This is a genomic window from Streptomyces sp. NPDC057280 (genome assembly GCF_042668605.1).
Taxonomy (GTDB): Bacteria; Actinomycetota; Actinomycetes; order Streptomycetales; family Streptomycetaceae; genus Streptomyces.
Window position 1 is genome coordinate 1 of the sequence record NZ_JBHUYR010000018.1, and the last position, 15,649, is coordinate 15,649.

14 protein-coding genes and 1 rRNA gene are annotated in these 15,649 nt (G+C 69.5%); 5 read left to right on the forward strand and 10 right to left on the reverse strand.

Translation table 11 applies throughout. The features are described 5' to 3' along the window. Both rrf and ACFUO4_RS44420 read left to right on the forward strand, forming a co-directional pair. Positions 1–77: ribosomal RNA gene (gene rrf, locus ACFUO4_RS44415) — 5S ribosomal RNA — on the forward strand; the annotation flags it as partial. Positions 78–148: 71 nt separating this feature from the next. After that, entirely contained in the window at positions 149–706 is a 558-nt protein-coding gene (locus tag ACFUO4_RS44420; RefSeq protein WP_383496693.1) for a GNAT family N-acetyltransferase, read from the forward strand. 24 nt (positions 707–730) lie between these two features. Here ACFUO4_RS44420 and ACFUO4_RS44425 read toward each other — a convergent pair whose 3' ends face one another. From ACFUO4_RS44425 to ACFUO4_RS44465, 9 genes are all read right to left on the reverse strand, one after another. Further along, entirely contained in the window at positions 731–2,185 is a 1,455-nt protein-coding gene (locus tag ACFUO4_RS44425) for a TraM recognition domain-containing protein (protein ID WP_383496696.1), read from the reverse strand. An 18-nt stretch (positions 2,186–2,203) separates the two neighbouring features. Further along, positions 2,204–3,634, reverse strand: coding sequence for an ATP-binding protein (locus ACFUO4_RS44430; protein ID WP_383496699.1), 1,431 nt, complete (start codon positions 3,632–3,634; stop codon positions 2,204–2,206). 14 nt (positions 3,635–3,648) lie between these two features. Beyond that, complete coding sequence (locus tag ACFUO4_RS44435) at positions 3,649–5,208, reverse strand: SCO6880 family protein (RefSeq protein WP_079312625.1); 1,560 nt, start codon at positions 5,206–5,208, stop codon at positions 3,649–3,651. Beyond that, positions 5,205–6,551, reverse strand: coding sequence for a hypothetical protein (locus ACFUO4_RS44440; RefSeq protein ID WP_383496702.1), 1,347 nt, complete (start codon positions 6,549–6,551; stop codon positions 5,205–5,207). The genes ACFUO4_RS44435 and ACFUO4_RS44440 overlap by 4 nt, the downstream gene beginning before the upstream one ends. Then, positions 6,541–7,353 carry a hypothetical protein gene (locus tag ACFUO4_RS44445; protein WP_079312629.1) on the reverse strand — a complete coding sequence of 271 codons (813 nt, stop codon included), beginning with the start codon at positions 7,351–7,353 and terminating at the stop codon, positions 6,541–6,543. Before ACFUO4_RS44445 ends, ACFUO4_RS44440 begins: the two co-directional genes overlap by 11 nt. Positions 7,354–7,549: 196 nt before the next feature. Next, positions 7,550–7,858, reverse strand: coding sequence for a hypothetical protein (locus ACFUO4_RS44450; protein ID WP_003991275.1), 309 nt, complete (start codon positions 7,856–7,858; stop codon positions 7,550–7,552). Between the two features lie 405 nt (positions 7,859–8,263). Then, positions 8,264–8,455, reverse strand: coding sequence for a hypothetical protein (locus ACFUO4_RS44455; RefSeq protein ID WP_383496707.1), 192 nt, complete (start codon positions 8,453–8,455; stop codon positions 8,264–8,266). A gap of 121 nt (positions 8,456–8,576) precedes the next feature. Then, on the reverse strand, positions 8,577–8,861 hold the full coding sequence (locus ACFUO4_RS44460) for a hypothetical protein (protein WP_383496710.1): 285 nt from the start codon (positions 8,859–8,861) through the stop codon (positions 8,577–8,579). 171 nt (positions 8,862–9,032) lie between these two features. Then, positions 9,033–10,382 carry a peptidase S8 gene (locus ACFUO4_RS44465; RefSeq protein ID WP_383496713.1) on the reverse strand — a complete coding sequence of 450 codons (1,350 nt, stop codon included), beginning with the start codon at positions 10,380–10,382 and terminating at the stop codon, positions 9,033–9,035. Between the two features lie 329 nt (positions 10,383–10,711). On the opposite strand from ACFUO4_RS44465, the gene ACFUO4_RS44470 reads away from it, so the two are divergent. From ACFUO4_RS44470 to ACFUO4_RS44480, 3 genes are all read left to right on the forward strand, one after another. Beyond that, a complete protein-coding gene (locus tag ACFUO4_RS44470) occupies positions 10,712–11,419 on the forward strand; it encodes a trypsin-like serine peptidase (protein WP_383496716.1) in 708 nt (235 codons plus the stop codon). 75 nt (positions 11,420–11,494) lie between these two features. After that, the gene (locus tag ACFUO4_RS44475) at positions 11,495–12,502 is read left to right on the forward strand and encodes an NlpC/P60 family protein (protein ID WP_179143594.1); all 1,008 of its coding nucleotides are present in this window, start codon (positions 11,495–11,497) and stop codon (positions 12,500–12,502) included. Positions 12,503–12,731: 229 nt separating this feature from the next. Then, positions 12,732–13,439 (forward strand): phosphatase PAP2 family protein, encoded by a 708-nt coding sequence (locus tag ACFUO4_RS44480; RefSeq protein WP_079312637.1) that lies wholly within the window; start codon positions 12,732–12,734, stop codon positions 13,437–13,439. Between the two features lie 16 nt (positions 13,440–13,455). Here ACFUO4_RS44480 and ACFUO4_RS44485 read toward each other — a convergent pair whose 3' ends face one another. Continuing rightward, positions 13,456–15,021, reverse strand: a complete 1,566-nt coding sequence (locus ACFUO4_RS44485; RefSeq protein WP_383496721.1) for an FAD-binding oxidoreductase — start codon at positions 15,019–15,021, stop codon at positions 13,456–13,458. Between the last annotated feature and the right edge of the window lie 628 nt (positions 15,022–15,649).

The following is a 15,649-nucleotide window of genomic DNA, read 5'->3' on the forward strand; positions in this document are numbered from 1 at the left end:
CGAACCCGGAAGCTAAGCCTTACAGCGCCGATGGTACTGCAGGGGGGACCCTGTGGGAGAGTAGGACGCCGCCGAACAAATATTGAGAAAACCCCCGTACCGTTAATTCGGTACGGGGGTTTTCTGTGTTTCGGCTACCGTTACCGGCATGAGCAGCACGAATGTCGAGATCCGTTCCATACGCGCCGACGAGTGGCCCGCCGTGAAGGAGTTGCGGCTGGTCTCGTTGCAGGACCCCGCCGCGCCCGTCGCCTTCCTGGAGACGTACGAAGAGGCCGTCGGCCGGCCTGACTCCTTCTGGCAGGAGCGGGCCGCGGGGGGATCGGATCCGGAGGGTGGGGTTCTTCAGTTCGTCGCCGAGGCCGCTGACGGGACCTGGGTCGGGTCCGTCGTCATGCTGATCGAGGATGCCGGGACGACGGACTGGGCCGGCTTCCCTGTGGAGCGGAGGCAAGGGCACATCGTCGGTGTGTTCGTGCTGCCCGAGTGGCGTGGCGGCGGGGTGATCAGGGCGCTGTTCGACGCCGCTCTGGAGTGGGCCTGGAGGCGTGGCGTGGAGGCCGTACGGCTCATCGTGCACGAGGACAATCCGCGGGCCCAGGCGTTCTACCGCAAGGCCGGGTTCGTGCCGAGCGGCAAGGTCGTGCCGTTGGCAGGGCACGAAGGGGAGAACGAGCTGGAGTTCGTGCTGGAGAAGACCGGCTGACCTTTGCTCTTCGATTCTTCGGGTTCAGGCCGGTAGTTCGGCGTGCGGCCAGCGGGCCCTTGCCTGTTCCCTTGACCGGAGCAGGGCCAGGGTCGGCAGGCCCCGGTCCGCTCCGGTGGCCAGCAGCTCCGGAAGCTGGGGAAGCGGAGCCACCGCGGCGACGTCGTCCAGGACGAGCGTCAGTGGTGGGTCGAGGCGACCGGAGGATGACCGTTCGGCCATGTGCCGGCCGCGCTCGACCACGCTGGAGACGAGGGCCGTCAGGAGGGGCATCGCGCCCGGATTCGTCCTGGGGTCCTCGATGGACTCCCCCACTACGTAAAGCGTGCCCCCTTCAGCAACAAAGGAATCCAAGGCGAGCGCATCAGTTCGGTTTGGAGTGCAGGCCTCACGGATGTTGACCGTGAAGAGTGCGGAGAGAGCTCGGCCGGTCAACTCCTGCGCGATGTCCCGGCGTTCCGGGTGCGCGGTGAGGGTGGCTTCCAGCTCGCCCGCCGCGCCGGGGGCCGCCTTCGGGTTCGTACGGAGGATGCGTACCGCGTCCTGGATCTGGGTGCCCTGGGACCAGCGGTGGACGTGGCGGATGGTGCGGCCGTCTATGGCGGCGGCGTGCAGATAGCTCCGCAGGAGCGTTTCCGCGGTGTCGCTGACCGCCTGGTCGAGACGGGCGGTCGGGCGGACCGGGGTGAGGAGCGCCGTGGCTCTGGCCTTCGCCGTCTGCTTGTCCTCGCAGCCTGCCGTGGGGGACCAGTGCAGCCGGGCCGGGGTGTCGCAGAGGTGGGTGGGGTCGTAGAGGTGGACCGGGCCCAGTTTGGCGCGGGCGTCCTTGGTGTCCGACCAGATGGCGGGGTTCGAGGTGACCACCAGGGTGGGGCCCTCCGCGTCGCGTACCGCCTGGGTCGCCGTGGTCTGGCGGGTCTCTCTTGGACCGACCAGCACCTTCTCCACCCGCTGGGGGACCGTCGTCGCGGCGACGGGCACGGGCACCGGCTCCGCCCTCGGTGTGGGCACCTCGTGGTGCGGGGTCCTCTCGACAACGGGTTCCTCGAAGACGGTAGCCGCCGGTGGCTGCTCCACCGGCACGGCCTGCGGCGCCACCCGTGGTGCCGCCTTCCGCGTCCGTCGTAGCGCCCTCCAACGGGCCACCGTCCCGAGCACGAACACGGTGAGCACGACCAGGACCATCAGCTGGCCGATGAACAGGCCCCAGAAGAGGCCGTAGCCGGAGAGCTGGCCGGCCGGGGTCTCCGGCCAGGCGCCCGGCATGTCGTGGGGCTGGCCGATGAGTTGGCGCATGGCCAGGGGCGTGCGGGTGAAGGTGACGCCGTCGGGCCAGGAGCCGTGGGCGAACCAGCCGGCCAGCCCGGTGGCCGACCAGACCATCAGCGTCATGCCGATGAGGAAGGCGAGTATGCCGACCAGCAGCCCGTCCGGGATGCCGCCCTGGCCCTCCTGCTGCCGGCGGTCGTCAGGTCTCACCACAGCCCGCCTCCCTGCCTACGCCACCGTCGACTCGGAGCCGCCCAGGTGCTGCTGCTCCATGTGCGCTTCCACGAAGGCCGCCGCCCGCTCCTCCGCCTCCAGCTCGGCCGCGCGCAGGGCGTCGTCCGCCAGGTCGCGGTCGGCGGAGGACTCGGTCATCGCGCGGTCCGTGAAGACCAGCGGGCGTTCCGTCTCGGTGATCAGGTGTTTGACCACCTGGACGTTGCCGTTGACGTCCCAGACGGCGATGCCCGGTGTCAGGGACGGGATGATCTCCACTGCCCAGCGGGGGAGGCCCAGGACCCGTCCCGTGGACCTCGCCTCGTCCGCCTTCTGGGCGTAGATCGTCCTGGTCGACGCCATCTTCAGGATCGCCGCGGCCTCTTTCGCCGCCGCTCCGTCGACGACGTCGGACAGGTGGTGGACCACCGCCACGAACGACAGACCCAGCCGTCGGCCGAACTTCAGCAGGCGCTGGAAGAGCTGGGCCACGAAGGGGCTGTTGATGATGTGCCAGGCCTCCTCGACCAGGAAGATGCGCTTCTTCCGGTCGGGCCGGATCCAGGTGTGCTCCAGCCACACGCCGACGATCGCCATGAGGATGGGCATGGCGATGGAGTTGCGGTCGATGTGGGACAGGTCGAAGACGATCAGCGGGGCGTCCAGGTCGATGCCGACCGTCGTCGGGCCGTCGAACATGCCCCGCAGGTCACCGTCGACGAGCCGGTCCAGGACCAGGGCGACGTCCAGACCCCACGCCCGTACATCGTCTATGTCGACGTTCATCGCCTCGGCGGACTCCGGCTCGGGATGCCGTAGCTGCTCGACGATGTCCGTGAGGACCGGCTGGCGTTCGACGATCGTCTCGTTGACGTAGGCGTGCGCGACCTTGAGGGCGAAGCCCGAGCGCTCGTCCAGGCCGTGGCCCATCGCGACCTCGATGATGGTCCGGAGCAGCGCGAGCTGGCCCGTCGTCGTGATCGCGGGGTCGAGCGGGTTGAGGCGGATCCCCATGTCCAGGGCGGCCATCGGGTCCAGGCGGATGGGAGTTATGCCCAACTCCTGCGCGATGAGGTTCCATTCACCGACGCCGTCCTCGCCCTGGGCGTCCAGGACGACGACCTGCCGGTCCCGGAAACGCAACTGCCGTAGGACGTACGTCTTCTCCAGCGCCGACTTGCCGTTGCCGGACTCGCCGAGGACCAGCCAGTGCGGGGCCGGGAGTTGCTGGCCGTACAGCTGGAAGGGGTCGTAGATGTAGCCCTTGCCGGAGTAGACCTCGCGGCCGATGATGACGCCCGAGTCGCCCAGCCCCGGTGCGGCCGTGGGCAGGTAGACCGCCTGGGCCTGGCCCGTGGAGGTGCGGACGGGCAGGCGGGTCGTCTCGACCTTCCCGAAGAGGAAGGACGTGAAGGCGTCGGTGAGGACGGAGAGCGGGTCCCGCATCAGCGCATCAGCCTCTACCTTCGGATTCCGGTGGCGAACGGGAGGGTGTTGACGAAGGCGCGGTGGTGCTCGCGGTCGCACCACTCCAGCTTCAGGTACGACTTTCCGGCCGAGGCCCGGATGGTCCGCTTGTCGCGGGCCAGCGCCTCGGGGGAGCGGGAGGAGACGGTGATGTAGCCGACCAGGTTGACGCCGGCCGCGCCGCTCGCCAGGTCCTCGCCGCGCTGGTCGAGGCGGTTGTGGGCGGCGATGTCGCGGGGGTCGACGGTCCGGTTCATCTTGGCGGCCCGGCTGGCCTCCGCCTCGTCGTTCGTCTTCTCCGTCAGCATGCGCTCGATGGCGACCTCGGTGGGTTCGAGGTCCATGGTCACGGCGACCGTGCGGATGACGTCCGGGGTGTGGACCAGGAGGGGTGCCAGGAAGTTCACGCCCACCGGGGTCATCGGCCACTCCTTCACCCAGGCGGTGGCATGGCACCAGGGCGCGCGGGTCGACGACTCACGGGTCTTGGCCTGCAGGAACGTCGGCTCCATGGCGTCCAGCTCGGCCGGCCAGGCGTTCCGTTTCGTCATCGCCTGGATGTGGTCGATGGGGTGGTCCGGGTCGTACATGGAGTGGATGAGGGAGGCGAGACGCCCCTGGCCGAGCGGCTGGCGGACCCTGATGTCCGCCTCCTGGAGACGGGAGCAGATGTCGGTCAGCTCGCGTGCCATGACGACCGCCAGGCCCGCGTCGCGGTCCAGCTTGCGGCCCGACTGGGGGCGCGCCGCGCGGGCCATCGCGTGCGCCTCGGCGGAGAGTTCGCGGGTGTAGTGCATGCAGGCGACGAGGTACGCGCGGTGCTGCTCGCTGCTGGTGGAGACCATGGACTGCAGCTGGTCGTACGACTGCTGCAGCCATCCCGGTGCCTTGTCGTCGCCGCGTACGGCCACGTCCTTGGCGTGGGCGTCGGGGTCGGCGGGAAGGGTGCGCGCGAGCATTTGCAGCCGGGTGACGAAACCGTCGCCGTTGGCCACGTGCTTGAGCAGCGTGCCGAAACGGTCGACCAGCGCCTCCTGGTCCTCGGAGTCGCGCAGGCCGACGCCGGGACCTTCGATCTCGATCGCGGCCGTCACGGTCCTGCGGTCCGCGTGGAGGAGTACGGCGATCTCGTCGGGGCCGAAGGGGGCGGCGAGCCAGGTGATGCGGCCGATGCCGGGGGGCGGGCCGATCTCGACCTCGCGGCCGTCGACGCGGGTGCCGGCCTCCATGACGCCGGAGCGGTAGACGGTGCCCCGCTTGAGGGTGCGCTTGTAACTGCGGTTGATCTCGAACCACTTGTAGAACGTGCGGTGCTTGTACGGCACGTAGACCGCGGCCAGCGCGAGCAGCGGGAAGCCCATCAGCAGCACGATGCGCAGGGACAGCACCGGGACGAGGAGCCCGCACATCATGCCGAGGAACGCGCCGCCGATGATGAGCGCGATCTCGCCGGTCTCACGATTCCTGCCGACGATCGCGTTCGGCCGGGCGCGGCCGATCAGATATGTACGGCGGGGCGTGACCGGATGGGACACGTGGGACTCGGTCGTCAACGCCCTTCACCTCCCGTGCGGTTGTTACTGCTGTTGCGGGTGTTGCTGGCATGGGGTGTGTTCACCGGGCTGCTCGAGCGGGGCGAGGGGGCGGCGGAGGGGACAGATCCGCCGCCGGCACCGCCGCCGTTCGAGCCGCGCGTGCTGTGGGCGGCGACGCCGCCGGAGGCCGGGTTGGAGGGGCGGGCACCGCCGCCGGAGGCTTGTCCGCCGCCGTTGTTGTCGGCTCGGGTGCTGTGGGTCTTGATGCCCTGGGCGACGAGGGTGGCGGGGCTGCTGATGACCGCCGCGGCCTTCCCCTCCGCGCCTTGCATGATGCGGTTGTTGCGGGAGCCGGCGATCTCGTCGCCGAAGCCGGGGACGAAGCGGTAGATCATCGCCGACGCGAAGATCGCCAGCAGGATGATGGCGAGGCCGGAGACGACCGCCGAGAAGGCGTCGGGGCCGTCGTCGGTGGACAGGGCGCCGGCGAGGCCCAGGACGATGACGATCACCGGCTTCACGAGGATGACCGCGATCATGATGCCCGCCCAGCGGCGGACGTGGCCCCAGAGGTTCTTGTCGACGAGGCCGGCGTAGACGACGGTGCCGAGCAGCGCGCCCACGTAGAGCAGGGCGGCCCTGATGACGAGCTCCAGCCAGAGGATTCCGGCGGCGAGGATGCTGACGAGTGAGACGACGATCAGCATGATCGGGCCGCCGCCGATGTCCTCGCCCTTGTTCAGGGCGCCGGAGAAGGTGCCGAAGAACGTGTCGGTCTGGTCGCCGGTCGTCTTCGCGAGGACCTCGGTGATGCCGTCGGTCGCCGATACGACGGTGTAGAGGATCAGCGGGGTGAAGGCGGAGGCCAGCACGGTGAGCCAGAGGAACCCGATCGCTTCGCTGATGGCGGTGGAGAGGGGGACGCCCCGCACCGCGCGCTTGGCGACCGCGAGCAGCCACAGGAGCAGGGTCAGCACGGTCGACGCGGCGAAGACGACCGCGTACTGCTGGAGGAACTTGGGGTTCGTGAAGTCGACGTTGGCGGTGTCCTTCACGGCCTCGCTGAGCTTGTCGACGGTCCAGGAGGCGGCGTCGGCACAGCCCTTGGCGAGGGAGGAGAGGGGGTCGAGGGAGGAGGTGGGGTCGAGGGTGGTGGAGTTGCCGGAGCCGGTGCCTTTGCCTCGTTCGCAGTAGTCCTTGGCGGGGCCGCGGATGAGATCGCAGGGATTGTTGCTCGACGTGGGTGACGGGGTCGGCGAGGGCGTGGGTGCGGCGAGGGCGCGGCCGGCCATCAGCACGGTGGCGGATTGGACAGCTGCGACAGCACCGGTGACCTTGAGGATGCGGTGGTTAGCGCGCATACGTGAAACCTCCGTACTCCTCGATGGCCTTCGTCATGTCGTCGGCCGTAGAGGCCCGCTGATCGCGCCCGACGGGCACGGGGCCGTCCTTCTGCTGGAAGTCGGTGACCTTCCAGTCGTTGTCGACCCACCTGAGCTGGTAGGTGGTGGTGTACCAGGCCTCGGACACCGGGTTGGTCGAGCCACTGCCGGACAGGCCGAAGAGCGACGTGTACCAGACCTCTACGGTGGCGGTGCTCGCATTGGCCGAGGTGGCCTTGGAGCCGACCGGGATCACTCGAGACACGAAGGTCTGGCCGCTCGGCGCACTGCCGTCGCTCTTGAGGCCGATGTTGGTCAGGAACTGCTCACTGGAGTAGGCCTTGTCCAGATCCGCCTGCCGAGCGGCGGCCACATCGGGGGCATAGACAGCATTGACGATCTCGTGCCGTCTGTCCGTGTTGAACATCTCTGCTGACCCCAGCGACACCGCATAATTCGCCGCCGCACTCTGCGCCCCCTGCGCATCATGCGCGAACCCCGACCCCACCGGCGTCTTCCCGGTCGGCGCCGTCGGTGAGGTCGCCGGTTTCTCGTTGGCGCCGTTCTCCCGTGAGGAATCGTCTCCGCCGCGGTTCGCGAAGGCGATCGCGGCGATGAGGACCACCACCACGCCGACCACCGTGACAAGGCTGCGGGACGACGAGCGGCCGCCTCTGCGGGCGCCGCCGTACACGTCGCCGCCGCTGTCCGGCAGGCGCGTGCGGGTCTGGCCCGTGCCTCCGTAACCGCCGGACCCCTCGCGTTCGTCCCCGAGACTCATGCCGCGTACGCCCCCTCGACGTCGTGCGGAAACTCGTAGGCATACGACGGTAGCCGTGCTGGTTCCCGCGCGGGCGCGGTGTGGTGACTGGACATCAGGGAAACGCAACCTCAGCCGGTGGGCACGACGGGCGGGTGGGTGGTGGGGGACAGCCGGGCGTGCCCGGAGGGACTGGAGGGATGGGCTGACCGACCTGCTAGACCGCCATGCCGTACACGATGGTGAACAGCGTGCCGAGGGAGCCGATGATGAAGACTCCGGTGAGGCCGGCGATGATGAGGCCCTTGCCCTGTTCGGCGCTGAAGGTGTCGCGGAGCGCGGTCGCGCCGATGCGCTGCTTCGCGGCGCCCCAGATGGCGATGCCGAGGCAGAGCAGGATGGCCACCGCCATCACCACCTCGATCATCACCTTCGCTTCGTTGCCCAGGCTGCCGAAGGGGCCCCAGTCCGGAGCGATCCCGCCGATGATGGTGTTGATGTCTCCCTTGTCGGCCGCAAAGAGCATGTAAGTCACCGCCCCTGGTGGGTAGTTCCGCTTCCCCTGCGGGTGCGCAGAGGTCAGGCCTCATTGTCGCCGACAAATCCGCCGTCGCATGTCGACTTGGCGTCATTGATTGGCGGGTTTCGTACGAATGCTTGTCTGGTACTCGTCCGGTTACTCTGTGTATCACGGCTGGTCACGCCGGGCAATGAGGCCTGAGCGGAACCTTCGTGTGGTTCTGTCGTTGACCTCTTCTTGGACCCATGTTCTGTGGGTGAAGGCTACCTGCGGGTCACCAGGGCAGCGGCTCCGGCCGCCGGTGCCACCACCAGCCCAGCTGTCGCTGTCGCGCTTCCGGGGCGCTGTCCAACCGGTGAAGCGCGATCCGCAGTTCGGTTGCGATCGCCTGCGGCAGGCAGGGCGCTTCTTTCACGCTCCCAGGCGGGTCCATGCCTCCCAGCCCGGGGTGCCCGAGGCCGACTCCTCCGCAGGAAGCTGTGCACGGAAGGCGTCGGTGAGGGGGGTGGGGATGTGCAGTTCGCCGACCACCTCCGCGATCCGTGTGACGTGGGCCCCGGGCAGGCGCTGGAGCGGCGTCTCCACGGCTTCGACGCGGTACACGGGCTCTTCCCCGTTCCGGACGGGACGGATGCCCTCATCCCCGAGGGTCCGGTCAAGGGGTTCGTCATCGGGGAGGACGTCACGGGGCCCGAGCGGGTCTGATGTCCCCGGCGCGGAGTTGCTAGCCCTTGCTGCACTTCGGGTAGCTCGCGCCCTCCGCGCAGTTGTCGTAGGCGCTGCTGCTGACGTCGACCTCTTCCTTGTCGCCGCTCGTGGTGCGGATCGTCAGCTCGTACTCGGTGTGGCAGCTGCGGGTCCTCTTGCCGTTCTTCTTCTTCGTCTTGCACTCGTGGTCCGTCTCCTTGTCGATGACGGTGCCCGAGACGTGCTTGGACTGGCTGCTGCAGGCCGTCAGCGGTGCGGTGAGGGCGGCGGCTGTGACCAGGATCGCGAGAGCGCGCTTCATGTGGTTCCCCCGGGTGTCTGCTTGTTCGGCCGTTCGATGGTGCCAGACGGCGGAACGGGCCGCGGCTGGGTGCCGCGGCCCGTTGCCGTGTGTGCCGCCGAAGGGGACCCCACGTCCCCCCTCTGAGGGCGGCTCCCCGTGACCCGACGGGGAGTCTCTTCCTGTCGGGGCTCAGCCGGTGAAGGCGTCCAGCCCGGCCGGGGTTCCCCAGCCCGTCGGGCCGTCGTAGCCCGACTTGGCCGTGCAGAAGTAGCTCGTGGTGCAGGAGCCGTTGCTGCCGCTCGTCACGTCGTTCAGGGCGGAGGTGTCCGCGTAGGGGTAGGAGGCCGGGTAGTCGCTGCTGCCCGGGGTGCCCGCCAGGGCGTACACCGACGCGATGATGGGTGCCGAGGCGCTGGTGCCGCCGTAGGTGTTCCAGCCGGTGCCGTCGGAGCCGTAGGAGTCGTAGACGGACACACCCGTCGCCGGGTCGGCGACCGCGGAGACGTCGGCGATCATGCGCTTCGAGCAGCTCGTGTCGGTCTGCCAGGACGGCTTCGCGTCGTACGAGGAGCAGCCGGAGCCGGTGCCCTCGGTGCTGCTGGTCTTCCAGACGGACTCCGTCCAGCCGCGGCTGTTGGAGGCGGTGGAGAGCTTCGTGCCGCCGACCGCCGTCACGTACTTCGACGCGGCCGGGTACTCGGCGCCGTAGCCCTCGTCGCCCGCGGAGACGGTGATGGCGACGCCCGGGTGGTTGAAGTAGGAGGAGTCGTAGCTCGTGTCGCTCGACGACTCGCCGCCGCCGTAGGAGTTCGAGACGAACTTGGCGCCGAGCTTGACCGCCTCGTTCACCGCCGTGCCCAGGTTGGCCATGCTCGACGACTTCGCCTCGACGAGGAGGATGTGGGCGTTGGGGGCGATGGCGGAGACCATGTCGAGGTCGAGGGAGATCTCACCGGCCCAGCCGCTGTCGGCGGTGGGGAGCGAGGTCGTGGAGCCGGTCTGGCTGACCTTCTTGAAGCAGCCGTTGGCGGTGGTGCAGGCCGGGAGGCCGTAGTACGAGCGGTAGGTGGCCAGGTCGGCGGCCGCGTTGGGGTCGTCGTACGCGTCGACGATCGCGATCGTCTGGCCCGAGCCGTTGGAGGCGGCGGCGTCGGTCAGGCCGTAGGCGTCCTGGAGGTCGCTGGGGCCGTAGCCGGTGGGGGTGGCGGACGTGGCGTTCGGCTTGAGGGACTTGGGGGTCGTGCCCTTGAGCGCGGCCTGCTTCTCCATGAACGCGGTGGTGCCCGAGGTGACGCGGAGCGCGTTGCAGGCGGCGTAGCCCTTCTTGGGGGCAGTGGCGCAGGAACTCTCGTACTGCACATGGGCCTTGGCGACCTGCGCCGCGATGGCCTTCGCGCTCGCCTTGTGCGGCGTGTGGGTGTCGGCGTGGGCCTGGGCGGCGGTGCCCAGGCCGGCGAGGAGGAGCGCGGTGGTGGCCGCGGCGGCGGCGCCGGTCTTGCGCCATCTACCGGATACGGGGGGAGTGTTGGGCGTACGCAACGTACAGCCTCCTGTAAGTGGGGTTGCAGAGGCCTGCGGTGGGGGACCACCGGTGAGGTTCCCGGTGGGGGCGGCGACCCGCGTAGACCATCCCTTTGTTGAGTACGTGACAACAAGACAGGTTGCGGAATTCTGACTTCCGCGTGACTCAGGGGCGTGGGGGCTTACCGATCAATGGCGGGCCGATGGCCGCGGGTTGGCTGTGGCTTGACTGTGCGCACAGCGGGCTCACAGGGGGCAGGCCGGGAAACCTCCTCCGTAAGGAGCCGTCCCCCGGATGGCGTAATCGTTTGACCCCTCTCTCACCTTTGGCGGCCACACTGACTTCGATGAAGCACACGCCCCTCTGTGTCGCCCTCGTGCTGCTCGCCGTCACCTCCGCCTCCGAGGCGGCCGCCGACGACGGGCCCGGGCCGTTCGGTGTCACCGCCGTCGCGCAGGCGAGCGCGGAGACGGCGAGAGTCGGGGCGCTGTTCGACGACGGGGAACACTTCTGCACGGCGTCCGTCGTGCACAGCCCGGGCCGGGACCTCATCGTCACCGCCGCCCACTGCCTCGACGGCACCGAGGACGCTCTCGAGTTCGTGCCGGGGTACCGCGACGGCCGGGCGCCGTACGGGAAGTGGCGGGTGACGCGGCGTTTCCTGCCCGACGGGTGGGACGAGGACAGTGACGTGGCGTTCGCGGAGGTCGCCGAGCGGCACGGCCAGGGCGTCGAGGACGTCGTCGGCGCGAACCGCTTCACCACCGGCACCGCCACCGGCGCCACCGCCGTGACCGTCACCGGGTACCCCAACTCCCGTGACGTCCCGCTGCGGTGCACCAACAAGCCGACCGCGCACAGCCGCACCCAGCAACGCATCGACTGTCCCGACCTCAGCGGCGGAACCAGCGGGAGCCCCTGGGTGAACGGGGACGGACAGGTCGTCGGCGTACTCGGCGGACACGAGCAGGGCGGGGAGACCGACGACATCTCGTACAGCGTGGTCCTCGGGGAGCAGGCCGCCACGCTGTACCGGCGCGCGGCCCGCTGCTGATCCCTCGGTTGCCACGGGTTCCACCGGGGAAGCTCCTAAACTGGCGCGGGCAGACTCCCGGGCGGCGAGGGGCGGTTGACGGTGCGTAAGGCGTGGCTCGTGGCGGGTGCCGTCCTCGGGGCGGGGCTGAGCTTCGTGATGCTGCTCGTGGTGGGGGTCTACGTCGTCGCCGGGAACCTCGCGAGCGGGGTCGGCGGAGCCACCAAGGCGCTCGCCAAGGGCGCTGTGCCGGCCGCCTATTCCGGCCTCGTCCAGAAGTGGGGCAACCTGTGCCCGGCCATCAACCCCGCGCTGCTCGCCGCCCAGCTGTACCAGGAGAGCGGGTTCAACCCGAGGGCGCAGAGCGCGGCGGCCGCGCAGGGGATAGCGCAGTTCATCCCCGGCACCTGGGCCACGCACGGGATCGACGGCGACGGCGACGGCGATCGCGACGTATGGGATCCGAATGACGCGATTCCGTCGGCCGCGTCGTACGACTGCAAGCTCGCCTCGTACGTGAAGGACGTCCCCGGCGACGCCACGAGGAACATGCTCGCGTCCTACAACGCGGGCGCCTACGCGGTCATCAAGTACGGGGGCGTGCCGCCGTACAAGGAGACCCAGAACTACGTGAAGACGATCACGACGCTGGAGGAGAGCTTCGCCGCTCCCGTCACCCGCGTCGACCCCTCCGAGCAGGCCGCCGCCGCGATCACCTACGCGCAGAACAAACTCGGCACGCCCTACCTCTGGGGCGGTGACGGTACTGCTCAGGACGGTGGGCGGTTCGACTGCTCGGGGCTGACGAAGGCCGCGTACGAGAGTGTCGGGGTCACGCTGCCGCGCGTCGCCAACGACCAGTGGAACGCGGGGCCGCATCCGGCCAGGGACGAGCTGCTGCCGGGGGATCTGGTCTTCTTCTCGGACGACCTCACCAACTCCCGTGCCATCCGGCATGTGGGGATTTATGTCGGCGGCGGATACATGATCGACGCCCCGAGAACGGGTGCTGTGATCCGGTTCGACCCGATCGACACCCCCGACTACTTCGGCGCGACCCGGGTCACCGAAGATGGCGCGAAAGCGCTCCCCACGACGGTCTGAACGGGCTGTGAACCTACCCCCTGAGCTGCAGAGATGTGTCTCTCTTCGATAACGTCTGCGTGATCATTCAGTGGAGTGTGGAACGTATTAACGGGGACCGTGCGTTCCTGTTGGCGTAGGCCGATTCCGTAGAGCCGATTCTCGTAGGGCGATCTACACACCACGGGGGTGGAACAGCGGCGCGCGAAACCTTGCGCGCCGGGAGAGACGACGAAGGGGCCACAGCACCATGGCTGGACTCGCCGCATCCGGGTCGAACCCCGACGTCGAGCTGCTCTACGACATCAACGGCCTGGCCAAGGACGCACCGCACTGGTTCGACCGGGTCATGGAGTTCGTCGGCGAGTACGGCATCCTGCTCGCCACCGTGCTGCTCGTGCTGTGGTGCTGGCTGTCCGTGCGCAGGCGCGGCGGCGAGGAGGCCGCGCCCTCGGTCGCGGCCCTCGTGTGGGCGCCGCTCGCCGCCGGTGTCGCCGTGCTGATCAACGTGCCGATACGAGGATTCGTGGAGCGGCCCCGCCCGTTCGTCGACCACGACGGCCTGGAGGTCCTGGTCTCCGGCAAGACCGACTACTCGTTCGTGAGCGATCACGCCACGATCACCATGGCGCTCGCCGTCGGACTGTTCCTCGCCAACCGGAAGTTCGGCGTGGTCGGCATCCTGCTCGCCCTGTTCGAAGGCTTCTGCCGGGTCTACATGGGCGTCCACTACCCGACCGACGTCCTCGGCGGCCTCGCCCTCGGCACCGCCGTCGCCCTCCTCCTCTCCCCGCTGGCCATGGCCCTGCTCACGCCGCTGGCGAAGGCGATCGAGCGGTCGCCGCGCGCCGGGTGGCTGATCCGGTCGCGGAAGGCCGCGGCGTACGACGGGCAGGGTGCCGTCGTGCCCGGGGCGCGCAAGGAAGCGGGCGCTGAGGAGCGGGACCTCGCGGCCTGACAGCTGACAGGGCTGCTCAGAGCGCCTGCGGGAACGTGAAGAAGCCGTTCGGGTCGTACTGCTTCTTCAGTGTCGCCAGGCGGTTCGCCGCGTCCCCGTAGTAGGCCTTCCGCCAGTCCGTCAGCGTCGGGTCCGTGTAGTTCTGGTACGCCGCCCCCGACGCGTACGGCTTCATCGCGTCGTGCGCCGCGGTCAGCCAGGACTGGCCGGTGGCGCCCGAGGTGCCCGCCCGCCAGGACACGATGTACTGGGCCAGCATGCGCGAGCGGCGGTGGACGAACGCCGTGGCCGTGGGGGAGACGCGGTTGACCGCTCCGCCGAGCGCGGTCAGGGCGATGCTGCCGGAGCCGCCGCGGACCGTCTCCATCTGCTTCAGCAGGGCCTTGATTCCGGCCGTGGAGAGGGACCGGTCGAAGAAGTCCGACTTCGCCGCGTATGTCTCCCGGTTCAGCGCGCCCTGCGGGGAGCGGCCGGGGGTCTTGCCGGGGAGATGGCACTGGGCGTCGGTGGCGAACGAGGAGCAGCCGGCGTAGATCTCCATCGCCTCCTCGTAGGAGCGGCGACGCAGGGAGACGCTGCTCGCGGGGGCGCCGACCTTGTCGGCGAGGCGGTCCACGGCGTTCTGGAGTTCGCCGTAGGTGCCGAGGGAGAAGACGGCGACGTTGATGGTGGTGTAGCCGCCGGTGGTGCCCGCCAGGTGCAGGGACGACCAGATCTCGTCCGGCTGGTCCGGGCCCCACTCCTGCCATGCCTTGACGACCGCGGCGGCCTTCGACCAGGGCCAGGAGAGATAGCCGGTCACCGCCTGCGGGGCCGGGTGCGTCTTGAACTGGAGTTCCGTGACGACGCCGAAGTTGCCGTTGCCCGCGCCGCGCAGGGCCCAGAACAGGTCCTTGTTGGTGGTGGCGTTGGCGGTGAGCTGCTTGCCGTCGGCGGTGATGACCGTGGCCTGGGTGAGGCTGTCGCAGGTCAGGCCGTAGGCGCGGGAGACGACTCCGTGGCCGCCGCCGAGGGTGAGGCCGGAGACGCCGACGGTGGGGCAGGAGCCGGCGGGGATGGTGACGCCCTTCGCGGTGAGGGCGCGGTAGACGTCGATCAGCTTGGAACCGGCGCCGACGACCGCGGTGCCGCCGCTCGACCTGATCTTGTTGAGCTTCGATACGTCGATGATCAGCCGGCCGTTGCCGGAGGACCAACCGGCGTAGGAGTGGCCGCCGTTGCGGATCGCGACCTTGAGGTGGTGGGCGCGGGCGTAGGCGAGGGTGGTGCGGATGTCGTCGGCGTGGGCGACGTAGGCGACGGCGGTGGGCTTCAGGTTGTCGAAGCGGGTGTTGTAGAGCTGGTGGGCGGCCGGCCAGTTGGTGTCGCCGGGGCGGAGGAGGGGGCCGTCGAGGTCGTGGGCGAGGGCGGTCCAGTTGGCGGGGGCGGAGGGGAGGGCGGCGGATTTGCCGGTGGCGGAGGTCGCCGCGCCGGAGGCGGTGGTGGTCTGGGCCGCGGTGGCGGTGTCGTCGCCGGTGCAGGCCGCGGTGGTGGCGGCGGCCAGGGCGGCGACGGTGCCTCCGATGAACGTACGGCGTTCCATGGTGCGGTGCCCTCCGTGGCCTTGGGTCGGCGTTGTGGCTGTCGTTGAACGAGACGGGGTGGGGGTGGCCGGGGTTCCATGGTGCACGGGGTTGGGGGCAGGGGGCGTTTCGCTTGCCGGGGTTTGCGGAGTGCCGCTGCTGACTGGGGTGGGTTTCGCTCGCCCGCGCTTGCGGGGTGCCGCTTCTTTGGGCCGGGTGCCGCCCCAGCGGCACGACTGCCCGCAGCTATGCAGGACGCGGGTGTCGCTGCGTGCGTCGGCTGTACGGACCCAAGGGGCGCGGGGAACTGCGCGACCAGCCCCCCCCGGCCCGCAGCCGACGACCCGCCTGTGTCGGCACGCCCCCATCGGCCCGCAGCCGACGTCTCTGGCTACGTCGGCACGTGGTTCTGGGCGTCTGTTCTTGCCTGGCTTCTTGCTCTTCTTGCCGGGCCTCGCCAGCCGCAGGTGCAGCGGGCTGTGCAGAAGCGGCCCTGGTCGACCGTTGTCGTCTGGTGTTCGGGGGATTCGTGAGGTGGGGGGACCCTGTCCTGCTGCGCCACGACGACAACGTTACCGAGCCCGGGTAAAGGGGCGGTATGCGTGACGGCCCTAACGACCCGTCGTTAAGCGGAGCGACAGGGGGTCC

Bases quoted from the DNA above. Each gene is read 5' to 3' on its own strand.
- ACFUO4_RS44420 (WP_383496693.1), top strand. From the start codon at position 149: ATGAGCAGCACGAATGTCGAGATCCGTTCCATACGCGCCGACGAGTGG.
- ACFUO4_RS44430 (WP_383496699.1), bottom strand. From the start codon at position 3,634: ATGCGGGACCCGCTCTCCGTCCTCACCGACGCCTTCACGTCCTTCCTC.
- ACFUO4_RS44440 (WP_383496702.1), bottom strand. From the start codon at position 6,551: ATGCGCGCTAACCACCGCATCCTCAAGGTCACCGGTGCTGTCGCAGCT.
- ACFUO4_RS44445 (WP_079312629.1), bottom strand. From the start codon at position 7,353: ATGAGTCTCGGGGACGAACGCGAGGGGTCCGGCGGTTACGGAGGCACG.
- ACFUO4_RS44450 (WP_003991275.1), bottom strand. From the start codon at position 7,858: ATGCTCTTTGCGGCCGACAAGGGAGACATCAACACCATCATCGGCGGG.
- ACFUO4_RS44460 (WP_383496710.1), bottom strand. From the start codon at position 8,861: ATGAAGCGCGCTCTCGCGATCCTGGTCACAGCCGCCGCCCTCACCGCA.
- ACFUO4_RS44470 (WP_383496716.1), top strand. From the start codon at position 10,712: ATGAAGCACACGCCCCTCTGTGTCGCCCTCGTGCTGCTCGCCGTCACC.
- ACFUO4_RS44480 (WP_079312637.1), top strand. From the start codon at position 12,732: ATGGCTGGACTCGCCGCATCCGGGTCGAACCCCGACGTCGAGCTGCTC.
- ACFUO4_RS44485 (WP_383496721.1), bottom strand. From the start codon at position 15,021: ATGGAACGCCGTACGTTCATCGGAGGCACCGTCGCCGCCCTGGCCGCC.